The organism is Streptomyces sp. NBC_00076, assembly GCF_045041235.1.
Classification (GTDB): Bacteria; Actinomycetota; Actinomycetes; order Streptomycetales; family Streptomycetaceae; genus Streptomyces.
The window spans coordinates 4,153,366-4,176,194 of record NZ_CP108242.1 but is presented as its reverse complement, the minus strand read 5'-3'; the positions used below and the strand labels follow the sequence as shown (position 1 = coordinate 4,176,194).

20 protein-coding genes and 1 tRNA gene are annotated in these 22,829 nt (G+C 70.6%); 10 read left to right on the top strand and 11 right to left on the bottom strand.

Annotation, left to right across the window (positions count from 1 at the left end; all coding sequences use genetic code 11):
- Nucleotides 1-509: 509 nt before the first annotated feature.
- Nucleotides 510-584, bottom strand: a tRNA-Cys gene (locus tag OHA64_RS18925).
- 216 nt (nucleotides 585-800) lie between these two features.
- Between OHA64_RS18925 and OHA64_RS18920 the strand changes: the two genes are divergently transcribed.
- The 4 genes from OHA64_RS18920 (at nucleotide 801) to OHA64_RS18905 (ending at nucleotide 6,591) form a co-directional block, all read left to right on the top strand.
- The gene (locus OHA64_RS18920) at nucleotides 801-2,513 is read left to right on the top strand and encodes an MFS transporter (RefSeq protein ID WP_405614490.1); all 1,713 of its coding nucleotides are present in this window, start codon (nucleotides 801-803) and stop codon (nucleotides 2,511-2,513) included.
- Between the two features lie 327 nt (nucleotides 2,514-2,840).
- The gene (locus tag OHA64_RS18915) at nucleotides 2,841-4,631 is read left to right on the top strand and encodes a DEAD/DEAH box helicase (RefSeq protein ID WP_405614488.1); all 1,791 of its coding nucleotides are present in this window, start codon (nucleotides 2,841-2,843) and stop codon (nucleotides 4,629-4,631) included.
- 448 nt (nucleotides 4,632-5,079) lie between these two features.
- Nucleotides 5,080-5,721, top strand: coding sequence for an IclR family transcriptional regulator (locus OHA64_RS18910; protein ID WP_405614486.1), 642 nt, complete (start codon nucleotides 5,080-5,082; stop codon nucleotides 5,719-5,721).
- A gap of 78 nt (nucleotides 5,722-5,799) precedes the next feature.
- On the top strand, nucleotides 5,800-6,591 hold the full coding sequence (locus OHA64_RS18905) for a PDZ domain-containing protein (protein ID WP_405614484.1): 792 nt from the start codon (nucleotides 5,800-5,802) through the stop codon (nucleotides 6,589-6,591).
- Here the strand turns inward: OHA64_RS18905 and OHA64_RS18900 are convergent.
- The 7 genes from OHA64_RS18900 to OHA64_RS18870 form a co-directional block, all read right to left on the bottom strand.
- Complete coding sequence (locus tag OHA64_RS18900; protein WP_405614482.1) at nucleotides 6,581-6,775, bottom strand: hypothetical protein; 195 nt, start codon at nucleotides 6,773-6,775, stop codon at nucleotides 6,581-6,583. The genes OHA64_RS18905 and OHA64_RS18900 overlap by 11 nt on opposite strands.
- Nucleotides 6,772-7,374 (bottom strand): ArsR/SmtB family transcription factor, encoded by a 603-nt coding sequence (locus OHA64_RS18895; RefSeq protein WP_405614480.1) that lies wholly within the window; start codon nucleotides 7,372-7,374, stop codon nucleotides 6,772-6,774. The genes OHA64_RS18900 and OHA64_RS18895 overlap by 4 nt, the downstream gene beginning before the upstream one ends.
- A gap of 140 nt (nucleotides 7,375-7,514) precedes the next feature.
- Nucleotides 7,515-8,486, bottom strand: coding sequence for a glycine betaine ABC transporter substrate-binding protein (locus OHA64_RS18890; RefSeq protein WP_405614478.1), 972 nt, complete (start codon nucleotides 8,484-8,486; stop codon nucleotides 7,515-7,517).
- Entirely contained in the window at nucleotides 8,483-9,343 is an 861-nt protein-coding gene (locus OHA64_RS18885; RefSeq protein WP_405614476.1) for an ABC transporter permease, read from the bottom strand. The genes OHA64_RS18890 and OHA64_RS18885 overlap by 4 nt, the downstream gene beginning before the upstream one ends.
- The gene (locus tag OHA64_RS18880; protein ID WP_405614474.1) at nucleotides 9,340-10,578 is read right to left on the bottom strand and encodes a betaine/proline/choline family ABC transporter ATP-binding protein; all 1,239 of its coding nucleotides are present in this window, start codon (nucleotides 10,576-10,578) and stop codon (nucleotides 9,340-9,342) included. The genes OHA64_RS18885 and OHA64_RS18880 overlap by 4 nt, the downstream gene beginning before the upstream one ends.
- A complete protein-coding gene (locus OHA64_RS18875; protein ID WP_405624017.1) occupies nucleotides 10,571-11,218 on the bottom strand; it encodes an ABC transporter permease in 648 nt (215 codons plus the stop codon). The genes OHA64_RS18880 and OHA64_RS18875 overlap by 8 nt, the downstream gene beginning before the upstream one ends.
- Nucleotides 11,219-11,238: 20 nt before the next feature.
- Complete coding sequence (locus OHA64_RS18870; RefSeq protein WP_405614472.1) at nucleotides 11,239-11,718, bottom strand: Lrp/AsnC family transcriptional regulator; 480 nt, start codon at nucleotides 11,716-11,718, stop codon at nucleotides 11,239-11,241.
- A 125-nt stretch (nucleotides 11,719-11,843) separates the two neighbouring features.
- Here OHA64_RS18870 and hppD point away from each other — a divergent pair, with 125 nt between their 5' ends.
- Nucleotides 11,844-12,989, top strand: a complete 1,146-nt coding sequence (gene hppD / locus OHA64_RS18865) for a 4-hydroxyphenylpyruvate dioxygenase (RefSeq protein ID WP_405614470.1) — start codon at nucleotides 11,844-11,846, stop codon at nucleotides 12,987-12,989.
- Here the strand turns inward: hppD and OHA64_RS18860 are convergent, their stop codons facing one another.
- On the bottom strand, nucleotides 12,990-14,486 hold the full coding sequence (locus tag OHA64_RS18860) for a tetratricopeptide repeat protein (protein WP_405614468.1): 1,497 nt from the start codon (nucleotides 14,484-14,486) through the stop codon (nucleotides 12,990-12,992). It lies immediately after the preceding gene.
- A gap of 92 nt (nucleotides 14,487-14,578) precedes the next feature.
- Here OHA64_RS18860 and OHA64_RS18855 point away from each other — a divergent pair, with 92 nt between their 5' ends.
- Nucleotides 14,579-15,985, top strand: coding sequence for an FAD-binding oxidoreductase (locus tag OHA64_RS18855; protein ID WP_405614466.1), 1,407 nt, complete (start codon nucleotides 14,579-14,581; stop codon nucleotides 15,983-15,985).
- A gap of 19 nt (nucleotides 15,986-16,004) precedes the next feature.
- On the opposite strand, the gene OHA64_RS18850 is transcribed toward OHA64_RS18855, so the two are convergent.
- Nucleotides 16,005-16,418 carry an SsgA family sporulation/cell division regulator gene (locus OHA64_RS18850; RefSeq protein WP_405614464.1) on the bottom strand — a complete coding sequence of 138 codons (414 nt, stop codon included), beginning with the start codon at nucleotides 16,416-16,418 and terminating at the stop codon, nucleotides 16,005-16,007.
- 238 nt (nucleotides 16,419-16,656) lie between these two features.
- Here OHA64_RS18850 and OHA64_RS18845 point away from each other — a divergent pair, with 238 nt between their 5' ends.
- Together OHA64_RS18845 and OHA64_RS18840 are read left to right on the top strand one after the other, a co-directional pair.
- Entirely contained in the window at nucleotides 16,657-18,447 is a 1,791-nt protein-coding gene (locus OHA64_RS18845) for an RDD family protein (protein ID WP_405614462.1), read from the top strand.
- Between the two features lie 89 nt (nucleotides 18,448-18,536).
- Nucleotides 18,537-19,223, top strand: coding sequence for an RDD family protein (locus OHA64_RS18840; protein ID WP_405614460.1), 687 nt, complete (start codon nucleotides 18,537-18,539; stop codon nucleotides 19,221-19,223).
- Nucleotides 19,224-19,239: 16 nt separating this feature from the next.
- Here the strand turns inward: OHA64_RS18840 and OHA64_RS18835 are convergent, their stop codons facing one another.
- Entirely contained in the window at nucleotides 19,240-19,563 is a 324-nt protein-coding gene (locus tag OHA64_RS18835; protein ID WP_405614458.1) for a hypothetical protein, read from the bottom strand.
- A 446-nt stretch (nucleotides 19,564-20,009) separates the two neighbouring features.
- Here OHA64_RS18835 and OHA64_RS18830 point away from each other — a divergent pair, with 446 nt between their 5' ends.
- Nucleotides 20,010-22,343, top strand: a complete 2,334-nt coding sequence (locus OHA64_RS18830) for an immune inhibitor A domain-containing protein (RefSeq protein WP_405614456.1) — start codon at nucleotides 20,010-20,012, stop codon at nucleotides 22,341-22,343.
- Between the two features lie 133 nt (nucleotides 22,344-22,476).
- Nucleotides 22,477-22,818, top strand: a complete 342-nt coding sequence (locus tag OHA64_RS18825) for a hypothetical protein (RefSeq protein ID WP_405614454.1) — start codon at nucleotides 22,477-22,479, stop codon at nucleotides 22,816-22,818.
- Nucleotides 22,819-22,829 lie beyond the last annotated feature (11 nt).

The window sequence follows — 22,829 nt, the reverse complement described above, 5'->3', positions numbered from 1 at the left end:
CGGCCAGTCAGATCCGGCTTACGGAAAAACCCCGGTCTACCCATGCCTGCCCCCGTCCAAGACCGTCCGAAACTGTCCACCAGCATGGCATCTCAGCCGAACGCAGGTGGTGGCGTCCGTAGATGTTCAGGGCTGGCTTCTACTCGTCCAACTCACTCATGTCCGCGCTGATGCTCGAACCCGAGCTCGGAAGACCCGGGCGGTAGATGAGAGGGCAACAGGTCATGTGGACGAGAAAGACAGCCCAGCGGCTTGTCGTTACGGCGATGTTTGCGATGACCCGCGGTGCCGCCACGGCGGCAGGTAGCGCACTGGTGTTCGGCTTCGTGTGGTGGGTGCAGCACCGCTAGCTTCGGTAGGAAGCTCTGGCTGCCCGTCACCGTCATCTCTGATGGACTGGGGGCGCTCAGCGGGTTCAGGCTCCGCAACTGAGACGGCAACTGAGACGGACAGCCAAAAGGGTGGCACCCCTCGGGGGTGCCACCCTTTCGTTTTGCCTGATCAGGCACTGGAGGCCGTGGCGGGATTCGAACCCACGTAACTCGCTTTGCAGGCGAGCCCCTGAACCACTCGGGCACACGGCCGTGTCGGTGGAGCGTGGTGCTCCTTCCGAACCCGGTGGAACGACCGTAGGGCGCGGTGGGGAGGGGGCTCAAGAGAAAGCCGGGGGCCGCAATGGGACTGCCACACCGCGTTCATGAAAGGAGGTGCGGGCCGGTGTGGTCGTACGACGAAGGTCTCAGGTCGGGCCAGGCTTCAGACAGGGGCCACAGTGGTTCTTGGCCCTTACGCTGGCGACCATGACCGCCCTGGAACCCCGTGACACCGATGTCGCGGACATCGCAGCCTCGCCCCCTGGCACTCCGCGGGACGAGACCGTGTTGAGCCGTCCGTATCGGGCGCTGAGCATCGGCATCGTCTCCGTCGTGCTGCTGATCGCGTTCGAGGCGACGGCCGTGGGGACGGCGATGCCGGTCGCGGCGCGGGAGCTGGACGGGGTGTCGTTGTACGCGTTCGCGTTCTCGGGGTACTTCACGACCAGCCTGTTCGGGATGGTGCTCGCCGGGCAGTGGTCGGACCGGCGGGGGCCGCTCGGGGCGCTGACCACGGGGATCGCCGCCTTCGCGGCCGGGCTGCTGTTGGCGGGTACGGCGACCGCGATGTGGCTGTTCATCCTCGGGCGGGCCGTGCAGGGGCTCGGCGGCGGGCTGGTGATCGTCGCGTTGTACGTCGTCGTGGGGCGGGCGTACCCGGAGCGGTTGCGGCCGGCCATCATGGCTGCCTTCGCCGCGAGTTGGGTGGTGCCGTCGATCGTCGGACCGCTTGCCGCGGGCGCGGTGACCGAACACCTCGGCTGGCGCTGGGTGTTCGTCGGGATTCCGGTGCTGGTGGTGTTTCCGCTGGCGCTCGCGCTGCCGCAGATACGGCGACGGGCGGCCGGTCCGGTCACCGCTGCGTCCGCCGGAGTCGAAGCCGAAGCCCAAGCCCAAGCCGGAGTCGAAGCCGAAGCCCAAGCCGGAGTCGAAGCCGAAGCCGAAGCCCAAGCCGAAGCCGGAGTCGAAGCCGAAGCCCAAGCCCAAGCCGGAGTCGAAGCCGAAGTCGAAGCCGAAGCCCAAACCGAAGCCCAAACCGGTGCCGATGCAGAAGGTGATGCCGACGAGCGCAGAGGCAGCCGCCGCGGCGGTGGTTCCGTGAAGCGTGGGCGGTCAGCGCGAGGCCGTGGCTCCTTCGATCGGCGGCGTATTCGGCTCGCGTCAGGGATCTCCCTCGGTGCGGGGCTGCTCCAGTACGCCGCACAGGATCTGCGGTGGATCTCGCTGGTCCCCGGTGCCGTTGGTGCCGCCCTGCTCGTGCCGGCGGCTCTGGGGCTGCTGCCGCGCGGCACGTATCGGGCGGCGCGCGGACTGCCGTCCGTCGTGCTGTTGCGCGGGGTCGCCGCGGGGTCCTTCATCGCGGCCGAGTCCTTCGTGCCGCTGATGCTGGTCACCCAGCGGGGGCTGTCCCCGACGCTGGCCGGGTTCTCGCTCGCGGCGGGCGGCGGGACCTGGGCGCTGGGGTCGTGGGTGCAGTCCCGGCGGCGCGTGGAGCCGTACCAACAACGGCTGATGACGCTCGGGATGGTGCTGGTGGCCGCCGCGATCGCCGCCGCGCCGAGCGTGCTGATCGACTCCGTGCCCGTCTGGACGGTGGCCGTCGCGTGGGCCTTCGGCTGCTTCGGCATGGGCCTGGTGATCTCCTCGACCAGCGTGCTCCTGCTCCATCTCTCCGCCCCGGAGGAGGCCGGCACCAACTCCGCCGCCCTCCAGATCTCCGACGGCCTGTCCAACGTGATCCTGCTCTCGGCGGGCGGCGCGGCCTTCGCGGCCCTGGGCGGCGGCAGCGTCAGCCACACGGTCACAGAAGCGTCCGGTACCCATCCCGCAGCCTTCCTCGCGGTGTTCCTGCCGATGGCGGGGGTGGCGCTGGTGGGGGCCTGGGTGACGAGGCGACTGTTGCCGTCGACCAGGGCGTGATGGTGGGCAAGGGACCCCATCAGCGCCAGGAACTTCTGCGATACGGCCGGGATCTTCTGCGATACATACGGACAGGTGTCCTGCCCGCAGCTCCGTCGCCGCGCCGCGCTCGCTGAGCCGGCCGCGCTCTCTGTGACGTGGGTCCCACCCGACGCCCAGCCGGGCTTGTCCGCGTGTTGACACCGTGGGGGCGCCGGTAGGGTGGCCCGGTTGTCATATGTAGCCGAGCAGTTCCACCAGTTCGCCGAGTCGTCCGCCCGTCGCCCACCGTCGCCCCACTCGACGCGCTTCGCGCGGCCCCTCACATTCGACCCACCGACGGAGACCGTGACTACCACCGCCGCCTCCTCCCACCACCTTTCGCCCGCCTTCCCCGGCCGCGCGCCCTGGGGCACGGCCAGCAAGCTGCGTGCCTGGCAGCAAGGGGCGATGGAGAACTACCTCCAGGAGCAGCCACGTGACTTCCTCGCGGTCGCCACGCCCGGCGCCGGCAAGACGACCTTCGCGCTGACGCTGGCGTCCTGGCTGCTGCACCACCATGTCGTGCAGCAGGTCACCGTGGTCGCGCCCACCGAGCACCTGAAGAAGCAGTGGGCCGAGGCGGCCGCCCGGATAGGGATCAAGCTGGACCCGGAGTACAGCGCGGGGCCGCTCGGTAAGGACTACCACGGCGTCGCGGTGACCTACGCGGGCGTGGGTGTACGGCCCATGCTGCACCGCAACCGGGTCGAACAGCGCAAGACGCTCGTGATCCTCGACGAGATCCACCACGCCGGTGACAGCAAGTCGTGGGGTGAGGCGTGTCTGGAGGCCTTCGAGCCGGCGACCCGGCGGCTCGCGCTCACCGGTACGCCCTTCCGGTCCGACACCAATCCCATTCCCTTCGTGACGTACGAGGAGGGCAACGACGGGATTCGGCGGTCCGCGGCCGACTACACGTACGGGTACGGGTCGGCACTGTCCGACGGGGTCGTCCGGCCGGTGATCTTCCTCTCCTACAGCGGCAACATGCGGTGGCGGACCAAGGCAGGCGACGAGATCGCCGCCCGGCTCGGCGAGCCGATGACCAAGGACGCCGTCAGCCAGGCCTGGCGCACGGCCCTCGACCCGCGCGGCGAGTGGATGCCCAGCGTGCTGCGCGCGGCCGACCAGCGGCTGACCGAGGTCAGGAAGGCCATCCCGGACGCCGGTGCCCTGGTCATCGCCTCGGACCAGGACTCCGCCCGGGCCTACGCCAAGCTCATCCGTGAGATCACGGGCAGCAAGGCGACCCTCGTGCTGTCCGACGACGCCGGGGCGTCCAGCAGGATCGACGATTTCAGCGGCAGCGACGACCGGTGGATGGTCGCGGTGCGGATGGTGTCCGAGGGCGTCGACGTGCCGCGGCTCGCCGTCGGTGTGTACGCCACCACCATCTCGACGCCCCTCTTCTTCGCCCAGGCCGTCGGTCGTTTCGTACGGTCCCGGCGGCGCGGCGAGACCGCCTCCGTCTTCCTCCCGACCGTCCCCGACCTCCTCACCTTCGCCAACGAGATGGAGGTGGAGCGGGACCACGCCCTCGACAAGCCCAAGAAGGAGGGCGAGGAGGACCCGTACGCCGAGTCCGAGAAGGAGATGGAGGAGGCGAACAAGGAGCAGGACGAGGACACCGGCGAGCAGGAGCAGTTCTCCTTCGAGGCGCTGGAGTCCGAGGCCGTCTTCGACCGGGTCCTCTACGACGGTGCCGAGTTCGGCATGCAGGCCCACCCGGGAAGCGAGGAGGAGCAGGACTACCTCGGGATTCCCGGGCTCCTCGAACCCGACCAGGTGCAGATGCTGCTGCAGAAGCGGCAGGCCCGGCAGATCGCGCACAGCCGCAAGAAGCCGGACGACGAGGCCGACCTGCTCGAACTGCCCGCCGAGCGGCGGCCGGTGGTCTCGCACAAGGAGATGATGGAGCTGCGCAAGCAGCTCAACACGATGGTCGGCGCGTACGTCCACCAGAGCGGCAAGCCGCACGGGGTCATCCACACCGAGCTGCGGCGCGTGTGCGGCGGCCCGCCGAGCGCCGAGGCCACAGCCGGACAGCTGCGGCAGCGGATCGCCAAGGTGCAGGAGTGGGCCACGCGGATGCGGTGACGACGGGCGCTGTGCCGTGGCCGGTGACGGGCGGGAGGTGCCTGTCGTGCTTCGGCTGCGGGCCCGTCGTGGCTGGTCCCGTGCTTCGGCCGCGGGCCCGTAGTGGCTGGTCGCGCCCCCGCGGCGGTAGCCGCCCGTGCAACACGGCCCCGCGCCCCTTGGGACGCTCCACGCGCCGGTACGTATCAGGACGAACGGGGGTAGCCCGTCCCGGTCGCTGCCCGGATTCTGGACGGAGCCTTCCGCTGAGCGAACCTGCTTCGCTACTGTCCCGCTACGCACACGCCCCGTGGCAGCGCCGCCGCGGAGCGCAGCCGTGAAGCGACGCGGTCCGGACAGGCCGGGCCGCCGGCCTATCGGCGGCCTCTGACGCGCGTCGCCGACGGGACTCGGCCACGCATTCGCCGCGACGGGGGCTGCCGACCTCACCACTTAAGGAGTGGGCGTCGTGACCGCGGAGACCTCTCAGACGCTCGACCGGGGACTGCGCGTCCTCAAGCTGCTCGCCGACACGGATCACGGGCTGACCGTCACCGAGCTTTCCCACAAACTCGGGGTGAACCGGACCGTCGTGTACCGGTTGCTCGCCACGCTGGAGCAGCACGCCCTCGTACGGCGTGACCTGGGCGGGCGGGCACGGGTGGGCCTCGGCGTGCTGAGGCTGGGCCGGCAGGTGCATCCGCTGGTACGGGAGGCCGCGTTGCCGGCGTTGCGATCACTGGCCGAGGACATCGGGGCGACGGCTCATCTGACGTTGGTGGACGGGGCGGAAGCCCTGGCCGTGGCGGTCGTCGAACCCTCGTGGACGGATTACCACGTGGCCTACCGGGCCGGGTTCCGGCATCCCCTGGACCGGGGAGCGGCGGGGAGGGCGATCCTCGCCGCGCGGCAACAGGCGTCGGAGGAACCCGGCTACACGCTGACGCACGGGGAACTGGAGGCGGGGGCGTGCGGGGCGGCGGCGCCGCTGATCGGTGTCACGGGTGTCGAGGGCAGCGTCGGGGTCGTGATGCTGGCGGACGCGGTGCCGGAGAGGGTGGGGCCGCGGGTGGTGGACGCGGCTCGGGAAGTGGCCGAGGCGTTGCGCTGACGTCGCCGAGCGATGCGCGGCAAGGGTGCGGGCCCACCTGCGCCTGGCCGGATTTCACCTCCGCGTTAGATTGATCCCGTGTTCTCTCGTCTCACGCGCCCCCGGGCCGTCGCCGTCTGCGCCCTGCCCGTCGTGGCCCTGATCGCCACGGCGGTCCTCGCGCCGTTGCCGTTCTCGCTCACGCAGCCCGGTCTGACGGCGAACGTGCTCGGCGAGAACAAGGGCACCCCGGTGATCACGATCTCCGGCGCGCCCGCCCGGGACACTCGCGGGCAGCTGCGCATGACGACGATCGAGGCGACCAATCCGGACACCCGCGTCTCGCTCGGCGAAGTGATCGACAGCTGGTTCCGCTCCGACCAGGCGGTCATGCCGCGCGACGCGGTCTACCCGAGCGGGCAGAGCGTCAAGGAGATCGAGCAGCACAACACCGCGGAGATGGAGCAGTCCCAGGACGCGGCGACCGAGGCCGCGCTGAACTACCTGAAGCTCGACGACAAGGACGTCAAGGTCACCCTGAAGCTCGCCGACGTCGGCGGCCCCAGCGCCGGTCTCCTCTTCACCCTCGGCATCATCGACAAGCTGAACGGCGACGGCAGCGGCGGCGACCTCACCGGCGGCCGCACCATCGCCGGTACGGGCACCATCGACGCCGACGGAACGGTCGGCGCGGTCGGGGGAGTGGCACTGAAGACCCAGGCCGCGCGCAGGGACGGCGCGACCGTCTTCCTGGTCCCCAAGGCGGAGTGCTCCGACGCGAAGACCGAGCTGCCGAAGGGTCTGCGACTGATTCCGGTGACCACGCTCAAGAGCGCGGTGAGCTCGCTGACGGCGTTGGAGAACGGGAAGGGATCCGTCCCTAGCTGCTAGGGCCGATCGCGAGGAACGGTCTCGGGGTCGCCAGTCGCAGGCCGACCTCTATCAGGGTCCAGCCGAGGCGGGTACGGAGGCCGTGTGGGGGCCTGGCGCCGGCGGCGAGGCGGTACGCGTCCGCTTCGGCACGGAGTTCGGTGGCGCGGAAGTGGTGCTGGGCGAGATGGGCGTCCGGGTTCATCGGGTGGCTTCTCCGTCCTTGGTGATCGGGAAGGCGTGCGTGTGGATGCGTACGCGCTCGGCGTCGGAGGCGTCCGCCGCGGGCAGGTCGCGGTAGCTCTCGACGAGAGCATGCATCTTCTCGATGAGTTCGTGAGCGAGCTCCGGTGTGAGCCGTAGGGTCATGTCGCTCATGTCGCTGCCCTGCGTCCATTCCTCGGGCCAGGTGTGCCGGTTGCCGAGGAAGGTGGACAGGTCCCGGGCGTGCTTGGTCGCGATCTCGTGCATGACCATGTCGATGGCGCCGCGCACGCTGGGGTTGTCGTCCATGAACAGGGCGTCGTCGAACATCAGCCCCTCATGGGCGGCCTTCCACCAGCGCTCCCGGCCCTTGCCGTGCTCCGGGGCGTCCACCACGAAGCCGTACGTCGCCAGCTGGCGCAGGTGGTAGCTGGTGGCTCCGCTCGACTCGCCCAGCCGCTCGGCGAGTTGGGACGCGGTGGCGGGTCCGCCGAAGCGCAGGGCGTCCAGCAGCTGCATACGCAGGGGGTGGGCCAGCCCGCGCAGGGAGCGGGCGTCGAGGTGGTGGATCTGGCGTTCTTCGGAGTGGGGCTCGGGCATGCATCCAAAGGTAACGTTGCAAAGATTCCTTTGCAACAGGTCTTTTGCATCAACTTCTTTGCAAGTCCTGGGGCAGTCCCCACCACATGGCACCACCGCAAGTCCCCACCGCAAGTCCCCGCCACTCACCCCTCCGCCCCTCACCCCTCCTCGACGAACCCCTCCCCCTTCAACCAGTCCAACGCCACCTGGTGCGGATCCTCGCCGTCGACATCCACCTTCGCGTTCAACTGCTGCGCCACGGAGTTGTCCAGCTTCCTGGTGATCGGGGCGAGGATGGCCGCGATCGCCGGCCACTTCTCCAGCGTGGCCGTCCGGATCATGGGAGCCGCGTTGTAGTTCGGGAAGAACTTCCTGTCGTCGCCCATCACGACCAGGTGCATCGACCTGATCCGCCCGTCCGTGGTGAACACCTCGCCGTAGGTGCAGGCGCCCTTCGCGGTCTGGGTGTAGATGATGCCGGTGTCCATCTGTGTGATGTTCCTGGCCGGGAGATCCATCCCGTACGCCTTCTGCAGACCCGGCAACCCGTCCGCACGGTTGGCGAACTCACCCTCCACGCACAGCGTCACCGCATCGGGATCGGACTTCGAGAGCTTCGCGACGTCCGACAGGGTCGTCGTGCGGTACTTCCGGTAGTTGGCCTGGTTCGTCGCCAGCGCGTAGGTGTTGTTCATCGGCGCCGGCGCCAGCCAGGTCAGCCCCTTCCTCGCGTCCGCGTCACGCACCGCCCGCCACTGCTGCCGCGGATCGGGAATCGGCTTGCTGTTGCCCAGGTAGGTGATCCAGGCGGTGCCCGTGTACTCGTACGCGGCGTCCGCGTCGCCGTTCTCGACGGCCGCCCTGGTGCCGACGGAGCCCTGGATGCCGGTGCGGTCGAGTACCTTGGCGCCGGACGCCTCGAAGGCGATGCCCATGATCGCGCCGAGGACCAGCCCTTCGGTGAACTCCTTGGACGTGACGGTGAGTTCGGCGCCCTTCAGCGGCCTGCCCCGCCCGACGGTGCCCGGCTCGACGTCGTCGACCATCGGGGAGCCGCTGGTCAGACCGCAAGCGGAAGCCGCGATCAGTACCGCGGCCGTCAGCAGGCAGATACGCCCTCTCGTGATCATGTGCCCACCTCCAGCCCGCGCGGACGCAGCAGCAGTTCGGCGAGCGAGGCCAGCCAGTCCACCAGCAGGGCGAGTGAGATGGTCAGGACCGAGCCGAGGACCAGCACCGGCATGCGCTGACTGGTGATGCCGGTGGTGATCAGCACACCCAGGCCGCCGCCCCCGCCGAAGGTCGCCAGGGTCGCCGTACCGACGTTGAGGACCAGCGCCGTGCGCACACCGGCCAGGATCAGCGGGACGGCCAGGGGCAGTTCCACCCGCCCGAGCACGCCCCACGGCGACATACCGATGCCCCGCGCCGCCTCCAGCAGCGTCGGGTCGTTCGCCCTCAGGCCCGCGATCGTGTTCGACAGGACCGGGAGGACGGCGTAGGCGATGATGCCGATCAACGCCGCCTTCATGCCGATGCCCAGCCAGATCACCAGCAGCGCCAGCAGGCCGATCGCCGGGGTCGCCTGGCCCATGTTGGCGAACGCCATCGCCACCGGGGTCGCCTTCCGGAACGCCTGCCTGGTCAGCAGGATCCCCAGCGGGATTGCGATGATCAACACGAAGAACGTCGAGATCGCCGTCAGCTCGATCTGCTGCCACAGCGCCTTCGACACCTGGCCGTTCGACAGCGCGTTCTCGGAGAGCGGGTCGAGGTCGGCCTGCTCGAACCACAGCCACGTCGCCAGCAGGACCGCCACCAGCAGCGTCGGCAGGAACGTCAGCTTCTGCCAGGTGAGGCGCGGCTTCAGCGGACCCCGCGGTGCCGGCGGGCCTTCCGCCTGGGCATCTCCCGGGCCCCCTCCCCGGTCCTCGCCCGGGCCCTCTGCCTCCAGCTCGGCAGCGGTCACGCCGTCGGGGACGCTCACGCCTTCCTCTCCCCTCCGGCGCCTTCCTGCTCGGCGTGGGTGTGGGTGGCCCGCAGCTCCGCCAGGTCGTGCCGGTGCGCGATCGCCTCCAGCCGGTCGGCCTCCAGCAGCTCGTGCACGGAGTTCATCAGCGTCTCCACGTCGACCACGCCGGTGTACTCGCCGCGCCGCCCGGTGACGGCGACCCGCCCCGCGCTGTCGGTGAGCACCGCCTCCAGCGCGTCCCGCACGGTCGCGTCCCGGGTCACCGTGTCGCTCACCAGCGTCCCGGCGCGAGCAAGCGAGCCCTTGGCGCGCATCAGGTCCCCGCGCCGGAGCCACTTGTAGGGCCGGCCGTGCCTGTCGATCAGCAGGATCTCGTTGGTGCTGCTGGAGCGGAGCTTGGTGAAGATCTCCTGGAGCGGGTCGTCCACGGCCACCGTCGGATAGTCGGTGATCTCCACGTCCCGTACGCGGGTGAGGTTGAGGCGCTTCAGCGCGGCCCCGGCGCCCACGAAACCGGACACGAAGTCGTCGGCCGGGTTGGTGAGGATCGCCTCCGGGGTGTCGAACTGTGCGATGTGCGAGTGTTCGCGCAGTACGGCGATCCGGTCGCCCAGCTTGATCGCCTCGTCGAAGTCGTGCGTGACGAAGACGATCGTCTTGCGCAGCTCGTGCTGGAGCCGGATCAGCTCGTCCTGGAGGTGGTCCCGGGTGATCGGGTCCACGGCGCCGAACGGCTCGTCCATCAACAGGACCGGGGGATCGGCGGCCAGCGCCCGGGCCACGCCCACCCGCTGCTGCTGACCGCCGGACAACTGACGCGGATAGCGGCCGTGGAACTCACCCGGATCCAGCCCGACGAGGTCGAGCATCTCCTCGACCCGGTCCTTGATCCGCCCTTTCGGCCAGCCGACCATCTTCGGGACCAGCGCGATGTTCTGGGCGACGGTCATGTGCGGGAAGAGGCCCGAGGCCTGGATCGCATAGCCGACCTGGCGGCGCAGCCTGACCGGATCCATGTCGGTCACGTCCTCGCCGTTGATCCGGATGCGACCACCCGACGGCTCGATCAACCTGTTGATCATCTTGAGCGTCGTCGACTTACCGCATCCCGACGGGCCGACGAAGACGACGATCTCGCCCGCCTTGATCTCCATGGTGACGCTGTCGACGGCGGGGCCGGGAGCGCCCGGATACCGCTTGCTGAGGTTCTCCAGCTCGATGGAGGCGCCGGAGGTCGCTGTCTCAGGCACGGATCCCCCGGGGAATGGTCAGCCGCCCGAGCAGGACGTACGCGGCGTCGAACAGCAGAGCCAGGACGATGATCCCGAGGGTGCCCGCGAGGACCTGGTTGAGCGCGTTCCTGCTGCCCAGGGAGGCGAGGCCCCGGAAGATCACATTGCCGAGACCGGGCCCGGAGGCGTAGGCGGCGATGGCCGCGATACCCATCAGCATCTGGGTGGAGATCCGGATCCCGGTCAGGATCGGCGGCCAGGCCAGCGGCAGCTCGACCCGCGTCAGCCGCATCAGCCGGGACATCCCGATGCCCTTCGCGGCGTCCACCAGCGACGGGTCGACCCCGCGCAGTCCGACGATCGCGTTGCGCACGATCGGCAGCAGCCCGTACAGCGTCAACGCGATCACCGTGGGCGGCACGCCCAGGCCCACCACGGGGATCAGCAGCCCGATCATGGCGAGCGACGGAACGGTCAGGACGGCCGAGGTGGCCGTGGTCGCGAGGGCGCCGGCCCACTCGGTGCGGGAGGTGACCACACCGAGGAGCACCCCGACCAGCGTCGCCACGACCATGCACTGGAAGACGACACTCGCGTGCTGGTAGGCGTCCGTCAGCAGCTGCTCATGGGCGGTGCCGAGGTACTCCCAGAAGTTCACTCCGCTCACCCCCAGGTCGGCTAGGTTCCCTCCGCGTCCTGAGCCGCCTGCTCCACCAGGGGGATGACCCGCAGCGGAACGGGGTTCTCCATGACGATGGCGGTGGAGGCCCGGACAATCCCATCAAAGCCGACAACCCGGTCGATGACCCGCTGGAGATCGGCGTTCGAGCGGGCCACCAGCCGGCACAGCATGTCCCCGCTCCCGGTGGTGGTGTGCAGCTCCAGCACCTCCGGAACGGTCGCCAAGTGTGCCCGGACGTCCGCCCCTTGCCCCTGCCGGATCTGCAGCGTCGCGAACGCGGTGACCGGATAGCCGAGCGCCGCCGGATCCACCTCGGGGCCGAACCCGCGGATGACTCCGTTCGACTGAAGCCGGTCGAGCCGCGCCTGCACCGTCCCCCGGGCCACCCCCAGCCGCCGGGACATCTCCAGCACCCCGATCCGCGGCTCCCGCGCCAGCAGCGCGATGATCCGCCCGTCCAGCTGGTCGATCCCCATGACAGCCCTCCGGATCCTGGTCATCATGTACAGAAAGCCCGGCGAAGCGGCCGTACCACTGGTCATGGTGTCCAGTGAAAACGCGAACTGTTGCGCACCTTGCCGCCACGGACGAGGCTACCCCTATGACGCAGACCACACAGCACACTCCCGACACCGCCCGGCAGGCCGACCCCTTCCCGGTCAAGGGAATGGACGCGGTCGTCTTCGCCGTGGGCAACGCCAAGCAGGCGGCGCACTACTACTCCACCGCCTTCGGCATGAAGCTGGTCGCGTACTCCGGACCGGAGAACGGCAGCCGCGAGACCGCCTCCTACGTGCTGGAGAACGGCTCCGCCCGCTTCGTGTTCACCTCCGTCATCAAGGCCGCCACCCCCTGGGGCCACTTCCTCGCCCAGCACGTGGCCGAGCACGGCGACGGCGTGGTCGACCTCGCCATCGAGGTACCGGACGCACGCGCCGCGTACGCCTACGCCGTCGAGCACGGCGCCCGCTCGATCGCCGAGCCGTACGACACCAAGGACGAGCACGGCACCGTCGTTCTCGCCGCGATCGCCACCTACGGCGAGACCCGCCACACCCTGGTCGAGCGCACCGGCTACGACGGCCCCTACCTCCCCGGATACGAGACGGCCGCACCCCTCGTCGAGCCGCCCGCCCACCGCACGTTCCAGGCCGTCGACCACTGCGTCGGCAACGTCGAGCTCGGTCGGATGAACGAGTGGGTCGGCTTCTACAACAAGGTCATGGGCTTCACGAACATGAAGGAGTTCGTGGGCGACGACATCGCCACCGAGTACAGCGCGCTGATGTCGAAGGTGGTCGCGGACGGCACGCTCAAGGTCAAGTTCCCGATCAACGAGCCCGCCATCGCCAAGAAGAAGTCCCAGATCGACGAGTACCTGGAGTTCTACGGCGGCGCCGGCGTCCAGCACATCGCGCTCAACACCAGCGACATCGTCGAGACGGTACGGACGATGCGGGCGGCCGGGGTGCGGTTCCTCGAGACGCCGGACTCGTACTACGACACCCTCGGCGAGTGGGTCGGCGACACCCGCGTCCCCGTCGAGACCCTGCGCGAGCTGAAGATCCTCGCCGACCGCGACGAGGACGGCTACTTGCTGCAGATCTTCACCAAGCCGGTCCAGGACCGCCCGACCGTGTTCTTCGAGATCATCGAACGCCATGGCTCGATGGGCTTCGGCAAGGGCAACTTCAAGGCGCTGTTCGAGGCGATCGAACGGGAGCAGGACAAGAGGGGCAACCTGTAGTCACTCCCTTGCGTCCGTCACCGGCACGTCCGTCACGGGCACGTCCGTCACGGGCACGTCCGTCACGGACGGCTCACCCAGCTCGGCCAGCGCCGCCCGAGCCGCCCGCACATGGACCCGCGAGAAGTACGGGTTGATCCGCAGCGCCTCCTGAAGGTGCCTGCGGGCCGGCCCGTACCGCCCCAGCTCCCGCTCGATCACGCCCCGGTGGAAGGCGTACGCCGCACTCCGCACGCCACCACCCTTCTCCCGGTCCGTCGCCAGGGTCGCGAAGCGCAACGCCTCCCGGTGCTCCCCGGCCCGGTGCAGCGCCCACCCCAGCGCGTCGGCCACCGCGACCCCCGGCTGCCGCGCCCACTCGGCCCGCAGCCGCCGTACCGCGGCCGGCGCGTCACCGTGGTCCGCCTCGAACAGCCCGAGCACCAGGTCCTCGTCCGCCCCGCCCGCGGCGGCGTCGCGCACCCGCGCCCGCAGCAGGTCGTACTGCTCCCGGGCGGGCCGCCCGCGCCCCAGCGACTCGTACAACTCGCCCAGTTCCAGCGCGTACTGCGGGCACGGCTGCCCGGCCAGCGCCACCCGGTAGGCGTTCACCGCCCGCGTCGTCCGCCCCAGCGCCGCCAGCACCCGCCCCTGCCCGGCCTGTGCGGCCCGCTGGTCCGGGTCGAGGCGGACCGACTCCCGGAAGTACCGCAGCGCGTCCTGCGGTTCGCCGCGCTCCCAGGCCAGCTGCCCGGCCCGCTCCAGATACGCCGCCCGCTCGGCCGGCGCCCGCGCTCCCGCCGCCGCGTCGGACAACGCGGCCGCCGCGTCCTCCCGCCGGCCCCGGTCCCGGTACACGGCCGCCGCCCGCGCCAGCACGGCCGGCCCGGACCGCAGCTCCGTCAGCCGGCCCAGCGCACCCCGGGCCGCCTTGTGGTCGCCGAGCCCCGTGTAGGCGTCGATCAGCAACGGATACGTCGTCCAGCGCCCCGGTTCGGCCTTCCGGGCGGCCTCCGCCCAGGACCGCGCGGCCCGGAAGTCCCGGCGCGCGTTCGCCAGGGCCGCCAGCCCGCCGAGCGTCTCGGCGTCGCGCTTCCCGCGCACCTTCAGCGACCTGCGCAGTGCCCTCTCGGCCCGCGGGTAGTACGCCGGGTCGGCGGTCCGCCGCCCCCGCTCCACATAGGCCGCCCCGAGCACAGTCCACGACTCCGCGTCCTCGGGATACGCACGCAGATGCCTCTCGCGCTCACCGATCAGCACCGCCAGGTCGGGCAGCGAGGCCGGCACCCCGGCGGCCACCGCCGCGTGCGCCCGGGCCCCCGGCGCCGGTGCGGGCGGCCGGCCCGCCGCCCCCTCCCAGGACAGCAGCGTCAGCACTCCGCCGAGGACGGCACACCCGGCGACGGAGGCGATCAGGACCCGCCTGTCCCGCCCCCACCTGTCCCTCACCCGCCAAGTCCTCACCCACCGGCCCCACGGCCCGCCCACCGGCGAAGGAGCCTCCTCGTGGTTCTCCATGGCGCTCACTGTGCGTCAACACGACGACCACCCCCTCGCATACGGCAGCTGCCCCACATGGGGTTCACACCGATGGCCCCGGGTGCGAACCTGTGATCATGAGCCGTATCGAAGCGCCGCGCGACGAAGCGACCGGCAACCTCTTCGACCGTCTGCTGGACGGCCTGCCCGCCGACGCCGTCCTCACGGACCCGGACGTCACGGCCTCCTACGCCAACGACATGGCCAGCTTCTGCCCGGCCGGCGCCCCCGCCGTGGTCGTCCTGCCGCGCACGGTCGAACAGGTCCAGCACGTCATGCGCACCGCCACCGAACTACGCGTCCCGGTCGTCCCGCAGGGCGCCCGCACGGGCCTGTCGGGCGGGGCCAACGCCTCCGACGGCTGCGTCGTGCTGTCCCTGACGAAGATGGACCGGATCCTGGAGATCAACCCGGTCGACCGCGTCGCCGTCGTCGAACCGGGCGTCATCAACGCCACGCTCTCCCGCGCGGTGGGCGAACACGGCCTCTACTACCCGCCGGATCCGTCCAGCTGGGAGATGTGCACGATCGGCGGCAACATCGGCACCGCCTCCGGTGGCCTGTGCTGCGTGAAGTACGGGGTGACCGCGGAGTACGTCCTCGGGCTCGACGTGGTGCTGGCCGACGGGCGGTTCATGTCCACCGGCCGTCGTACCGCCAAGGGCGTCGCCGGGTACGACCTGACCCGCCTCTTCGTCGGCTCGGAGGGCTCGCTCGGCATCGTCGTGGGAGCCACCCTGGCGCTCCGGCCGAAACCGCCCGAGCAGCTGGTGCTGGCGGCGGAGTTCGCGTCCGGGGCCGCCGCCTGCGACGCCGTGTGCCGGATCATGGCGGGCGGCCATGTGCCGTCCCTCCTCGAACTGATGGACCGTACGACGGTGAAGGCCGTCAACGACCTCGCGCACATGGGACTGCCGGAGAGCACCGAGGCCCTCCTCCTGGCCGCCTTCGACACCCCGGACCCTGCCTCCGACCTCGCCGCCCTCGGCGCGCTGTGCGAGGCGGCCGGCGCCACCCAGGTCGTCCCGGCCGACGACCTGGCCGAGTCCGAACTGCTGCTCCAGGCGCGGCGGCTGTCGCTCACCGCGCTCGAAGCGGTCAAGGGCACCACGATGATCGACGACGTGTGCGTGCCCCGGTCGAGGCTCGGCGAGATGCTCGAAGGGACCGAGCGGATCGCGGAGAAGTACCAGCTGACCATCGGGGTCGTCGCGCACGCCGGTGACGGCAACACCCACCCCACGGTCTGCTTCGACGCCCAGGACCCAGAGGGGTCCCGGCGCGCACGCGAGTCCTTCGACGAGATCATGGCGCTCGGCCTGGAACTCGGCGGCACGATCACCGGCGAGCACGGCGTGGGCGTCCTGAAGAAGGAATGGCTGGCGCGCGAGATCGGCCCGGTCGGGGTGGAGATGCAACGGCAGATCAAACAGGTCTTCGATCCGCTGGGCATCCTCAACCCGGGCAAGCTGTTCTGATCCTCGCGCCCCGCCACGGTCACTGGGCGAGCAACTGGTCGAGCTCGCCGTCGATCCCCAGCTGCTCGCCCTCGGTCCCCGGAGGCACCACCCGCAGCGTCCGCTCCAGCCAGGCGGACATCTGGGCGGTCGGGGCCTGGATGAGGGCTTCACCATCAGGTGAACTCAGCGCCATCAGGACGACGCTGCGGCCGTCCACCTTCGACGGCCACACCCGCACGTCTCCGTCCCCGCTCGGCCGGAAGACCCCCTCCACCAGGAGATCGCGGGAGAACGTCCATTTCACCGGGTGCTCGGAGGTGATGTGGAAGGTGACGCGGACGGCGTACGGGTCGTCGGCGCGGTAGGCGAGCCGGGTCAGGACCGGGATGCTGTGGTCCTGGGACAGGATGAGTCTGAGTTCCAGCTCGCGTTCGACAACGGTGGGTTGCATGGCGGTGTTTCCTCTCTCGCGCGCTCTCGCGGGGCCCGCGGTGGGCCCGTACGAGTGGAGAGCGGGAGGAGAGGCGACCATTACGCGGGTTCGGAGAATTTTTTTCCGGATCTGTGAAGGCGCTGCACGGCGTTGCCCGGAAAGGGGTGGGTCCGGCGGGACTGGCGGTGGGGGTTGCGCCGGTCTGATAGATGTGGAGGCCCCCATTTGACCCCCGAGCAGATACGGGACGACGGACATGAGCGCCCCAACCCCGGCACCTGGTGATGACAGGCCCCGCGAAGGGTATTACCCGGACCCCTCCATTCCTGGATATGTCCGGTACTGGAACGGTGCCGCCTGGGTACCGGGTACCAGCCGTCCGGCACCGACGGACGGCGTACCGCTCGCCCCGCCGTCCGGCGCCGGCTCGGACCCGTCTTCGGCAGGCCCGGCCGGTCCGGCCGCCCCGGTCGAGGAGACGGGCCCGCACTTCTTCGACGAGGACCCGGTCGGCCGACCCGGTCAGTCGGGCCTGCCCGATCAGTCCGGCGGGCCCGGCTCGTCCTCGGCGGCGGGCGCCCAGCACGGTGGCCGGCCCGAACCCGCGGCCGCGTGGGGCGCCGACCGCGCCCAGCAGTCGGGCTTCGGCGGCGACCAGGACCGCCGGGTGTCGTGGGGGTCACCGCAAGGTGCTCCGCAGGGAGCGCAGCACGGAGGTCAGCCGGGGGCCCCGCAGGGCGGCCGACCCGGGCTTCCGCAGGGTGCGGATCCGCGGGTGCCGCGCGCGGCGGAGCCCCCGGACGGTCCGCCCCAGCCGGAGGGCCGCTCGGCCAGTACGGACGGCAGCGCGACGATTCCGCCCACCGAGCCGGACGAGGCGGCCGCCGGCAACACGTTCGTCTTCCGTCGGCCGACGCCCGGCCCCGGAGCGGCGGGCGGCGCGGGCACCGGAACTCCCGGCGTCCCGGGCCCCGGTGGCCCCGTCGACGACGAGGGCACCGTGACCTTCCGCGCGCTCTCCCCGCGCGCGGCCCAGCAGAACGGGGCGGCGGGGGCGCATCAGGGGAGCACGGGCGCCCCGGGCGCCGGAAGCGCCCCCGCGCCGGGCGCGTTCGGCGCCCAGTTCGCGGCGGGCGCGGGTCCCGGGGCGGCCGGCGCCGGAGCCCAGGCCGCGTCCCCGGACGCCGCCGCGTCCTCCCAAGCCCCTCCGGTTCCCGGCGCTCCCGGCACCCCCGGCACGTCCGGATTCGGGGCCGGAAAGGCCGCCGCCGCGCGTGCGGCGGACGCGCAGGGGCAAGCCGGGCCCGCAGCCGCCGCCCAGGCCGCCTCCGCGGCGCCCGGCGCCCTGTCCGGCCCGCAGCAGGCGGCCCCCGCCCCGAGCGTGCCCCAGCAGCCCGGCGTGCCCCAGCAGGGCGGCCCCATGGCGTCCGGCGCCGGTGGTGGGCAGCCCTCCTGGGCCCAGCAGGTGCACCGGCTCGCGGGCGCGTCCGACGACGAGCAGCCCGTCGTGCCCTGGAAGCCGCCCGTGGACGACGTGTTCCAGGCGGCCGCCAGGCGGCAGTCGTCCGCCCGTCCCGCCGGACTCGGCAAGCGACTGGCCGCCCGGCTCGTGGACACCGTCGTCCTCGCCGCGGTCACCTCCGTGGCCGCCGTACCGCTCGGCACCAAGGCGCTCGACCACGTCAACGAGAAGATCGACGCGGCCAAGCTGTCCGGCGAGACCGTCACGGTCTGGCTGCTGGACGGCACGACGTCGACGTATCTCGGCATCGTCCTCGCCGTCCTGCTCGTCTTCGGCGCGCTCTACGAGGCGCTGCCCACCGCCAAGTGGGGCCGCACCCTCGGCAAGAAGCTGTTCGGTCTGGACGTGCGGGACATCGAGGGCGGTGAGGCCCCGTCCTTCGGTGCCGCCCTGCGCCGCTGGCTCGTCTACAGCGTGCCCGGTCTGCTCGCCGTCGGCGTCCTGGGTGTCCTGTGGGGTCTGTTCGACCGGCCGTGGCGCCAGTGCTGGCACGACAAGGCCGCGCATACGTTCGTTGCGGGCTGACCGGACCCGGCGAAGGATCCGCGGGACGCGGTACTCCGGACGGCCGCTCGCCGGATGCGGAGCCGGAGGGTTCGCGGTCGACTCGGGCCATGAGTACCGAACCGCCCCCCGGCTCCGGTCAGCCGCCGGAAGACGACCCGTTCAGGAAGCAGCCCCCGCCCTCCGAGGGTTCGGGTTCGCCGTACGGCGCTCAGCCCCCGCCTCCCGGGGGCGGTGACCCCTACGGCGGTGGCGGCGGCGACCCGTACGGCGGTGGCGGCGGCCCGTACGGAGGCGGGGGAGGCCCGCACGGCGGTGGTGGTCAGTACCCCGGCGACCCGCTGGCCGGCATGCCGCCGCTCGCCGACAGCGGCCGGCGCACGCTCGCCAGGATCATCGACATGATCATGGTCGGGATCGTCGTCTGGCTGCTCACCTGGGCCATGGACGTCCACGAGTACGACATCGACAACGACAAGATCGAGTACGGCAAGTCCCTCGGACAGTCGCTCGTGGCCGCCGTGCTCTACATGGGCTACGACACGGTCATGATGAGCAGGACGGGCCAGACGTTCGGCAAGAAGTGGCTGGGTATGCGGGTGGCCAACCTGGACAACGGGGCCACCCCCTCCGTGCAGAGCAACCTGATCCGCTCGGCGGTGCTGTGGATCCCGTTCGCCTTCTGCTGCGCCTGTGTCTGGACCGCGATCGCGGGCGGCTGGAGCTTCTTCGACAAGCCCTACAAGCAGGGCCTGCATGACAAGGCGGCCAAGACGGTGGTGGTCAAGACCGACTGACCACCCGGAGGCCGGGTCAGGAAGCGGCGCGCTCGTGCACCGGCCGCTCGGACGCCACCGCGGCGACCGAGGCCGCCGGCACGGGCGCCTGTGGCGTCTGTGCGGCTTCGGCGGGCTCCGCGGCGGGCCGGTCCGCCGCGACCACACGGGACTTCGGCATCGGGACCGTCATGGCGACCAGCAGTCCGAGGGCGAGTGCGGCGACGGCGATGATCGCGATCCCCACGCCCGAACTCGTCTGTGACAGCAGCAGCATGGCGAACGTCGAGCAGATCACGGTGCACGAACCGTAGGCGAGCTGTGCGGCCGTCGGGCGAGGCGTGACAGTCGGACGAGGCATGGCAATCGTGTCCTCGGAAGTGGGGGTCCACGGGGTCGTCGGCCTGGCTTTCCGCCGAATTCAGGGCGTTCCGCCAATCGACTCTAATCGCCTGCATGCCCGAGCGGAACGACAGGTAAGCGTGACCTGACCAACAGGGCCGGAGCATGGGGGGCGCACGGGTTCATGCCGTCCAGCAGGTGGACAGATCCGCGCGCCCGTTCGATGAGCCCCCGGCGCCCCGGAGGGCCGGAGTCCGGCGCCCTTGTGGGCCCAGCCGGGCGTTCGTAAAGCGGACGCCAACTCCGCATAGTGCAATTGACTTGTCCAAGTCAAGATCTGTCTTTTCTCGCCAACCTCTAGTCCAATGTCGTCACTTGACTACACGCGTTGAACACGCGCGCGCGGACCCACCAGGCTAAGGACCCCCCTCCTTCCGCGCGCCCGGACGCGGGGGAGGAACTCAAGTGACCAGCAGATCCTGGCAGTTCAGAACGGCGGCGACCGTGGTCGCGGTGGCCGCGGCCACCGCCACCTTCTCGACCTTCGCGGTGGCCCAGGCCGCCCCGGCCGCACCCGCAGCCGTTGACGGGCACGACCCGCAGCCGGCCAAGAGCAGGGGACACGACCTCGACGGTCCGCTGTCCAAGACCCAGGAGGCCCAGCGCGAAGAGGCGCTCAACCAGGTCATATCCGGCGCCGCCAAGGTCAAGGACCGGGACGGCTCGAAGGTCGTCAAGCTCAAGGGCGAGGACAAGTACGTCGAGCTCGGCCGAGAGAAGACCGACAAGATCTTCACCATCCTGGTGGAGTTCGGCGACCAGGTCGACAGCCGCTACGGCGGCACGCCCGGCCCGCTGCACAACGAGATAGCCCAGCCGGACCGCGCTGACGACAACAGCACGGCCTGGCAGGCGGACTACAACCAGCAGCACTTCCAGGAGCTGTACTTCGGCACCGGCAAGAACACCGAGTCGCTGAAGAAGTACTACGAGAAGCAGTCCTCGGGCCGCTACTCGGTCGAGGGCGACGTGACCGACTGGGTCAAGGTCCCCTACAACGAGGCCCGCTACGGCTCCAACAAGGACGATACGGCCGCCTGGTACGCGGTCCGGGACGGCGTCACCGCCTGGGTCGCCCAGCGCGAGGACGCTGGTGACACCCCCGCCGAGATCAAGGCCGAGCTGGCCGAGTTCGACCAGTGGGACCGCAATGACTTCGACGGCGACGGCGACTTCAACGAGCCCGACGGCTACATCGACCACTTCCAGATCGTGCACGCCGGCGAGGACGAGTCCGCGGGCGGCGGCGCGCAGGGCGAGGACGCGATCTGGGCCCACCGCTGGTTCGCCTTCGGCACCGACGCCGGCTCCGCCGGCCCCGCGAACAACAAGCTCGGCGGCACCCAGATCGGCGACACCGGCATCTGGGTCGGCGACTACACCATCCAGCCGGAGAACGGCGGCCTGGGCGTCTTCGCTCACGAGTACGGCCACGACCTGGGCCTGCCCGACGAGTACGACACCTCCGGCGGCGGCGAGAACTCCACCGGTTTCTGGACCCTGATGTCGTCCGGCTCCTGGCTCGGCACCGGCAAGGAGTCCATCGGCGACCTGCCCGGCGACATGAACGCCTGGGACAAGCTGCAACTCGGCTGGCTCGACTACGACATCGCCCAGGCGGGCGTGAAGTCGAAGCACACCCTGGGCCTCGCGGAGTACAACACCAAGAACCCGCAGGCCCTCGTGGTCCAGCTGCCCGACAAGACGGTCACCACCGAGATCGTCGCCCCGGCGCAGGGCACCAAGCAGTGGTGGAGCGGCAGCGGCAACGACCTGCGCAACTCGCTCTCCCGGACCGTCGACCTGACCGGCAAGTCCGCCGCGAGCCTGACCCTCGACGGCTGGTGGGACACCGAGAAGGACTACGACTACGTCTACACGGAGGTCTCCACCGACGGCGGCGCCAACTGGACGCCGATCGACGGCAAGCTGGCCGACGGCAGCGCCGTCCCGCGCGACGCCAGCGACAAGCCCGCCCTCACCGGCACGGTGGACGCCCACCAGAAGCTGACCTACCCGCTCGACGCCTACGCGGGCAAGAAGATCGGCCTGCGCTTCCGCTACCAGACCGACAGTGGCGTGGCCCAGAAGGGCTTCACGGCCGACGAGATCACGGTGACCGCCGACGGTGCCACCCTGTTCTCCGACAACGCCGAGTCCGCCGACGCCGCCTGGAGCGCCAGCGGCTTCTCCCGGATCGGCGCCTCCATCACGGACGACTACCCGCAGTACTACATCGCCGAGAACCGCCAGTACGTGTCGTACGACAAGACCCTCAAGGTCGGCCCGTACAACTACGGCTTCTCGACGACCCGTCCGGGCTGGGTGGAGCACTACGCCTACCAGAACGGCCTGTTGATCTGGAAGTGGGACACCTCCCAGGCCGACGACAACACCAGCCAGCACCCCGGTCAGGGCCTGATCCTGCCGATCGACTCCCACCCGACGCCTCTGAAGTGGTCCGACGGCACGCTGATGCGCAACCGCATCCAGGCCTACGACTCGACCTTCAGCCGGCAGCAGACGGACGCGATTACGCTGCACAACGCGGGCGCGCCGACCAAGATCAAGTCGCGCGCCGGTGTCCCTGTCTTCGACGACGGCACGTCGACGTACTACGACGCCTCGAACCCGCTCGCGGGCGTCAAGATCACTGACACCAACACCCGGATCAAGATCTCCAAGGAGCCGCTGGACGGCTCGACGATCTCGCTCCAGGTAGGACCGTCCGCGAAGTAGACGGTATTTTCGCAGGTCAAAGACGTATCGGCGGTGACCCCCTGGCGGGTTGCCGCCGATCGTGTTTAGGTGCGTCCTGTGGATCCCTTATTGACACCGACATCGACGACGACTCGCACGGGGGTATGACCGCATGGGCGCAGGAGGTTTCTGCAAGCTGCCGACCGGCAGTGTGGTGGTGGCGCTGAACCTGCCCAGCCCCGCCGCAGAGAGCGTGGGCTCGGTGCGCGTTCTCGTCCACGCCCGGAACCGGGCGCGCGCCCTGACCAGGCTGCGCAACCTGGGCATGCGCGCGGTCTACCTGCGGGGCAACGCGGCCCCGCCGACACCGGACGAGATCACCGCGGTCCTGCACCACCCGGACGGCCTGATATGGCGCACGGCACCTGACAACGGTGTCGTCGGACCGGAACTGGTCCAGGAACTGTGGCACCCGATCAGGGCACTGCTGAGGCGCCCGGCGGCGCCTGCGTGACGGACCGGCTG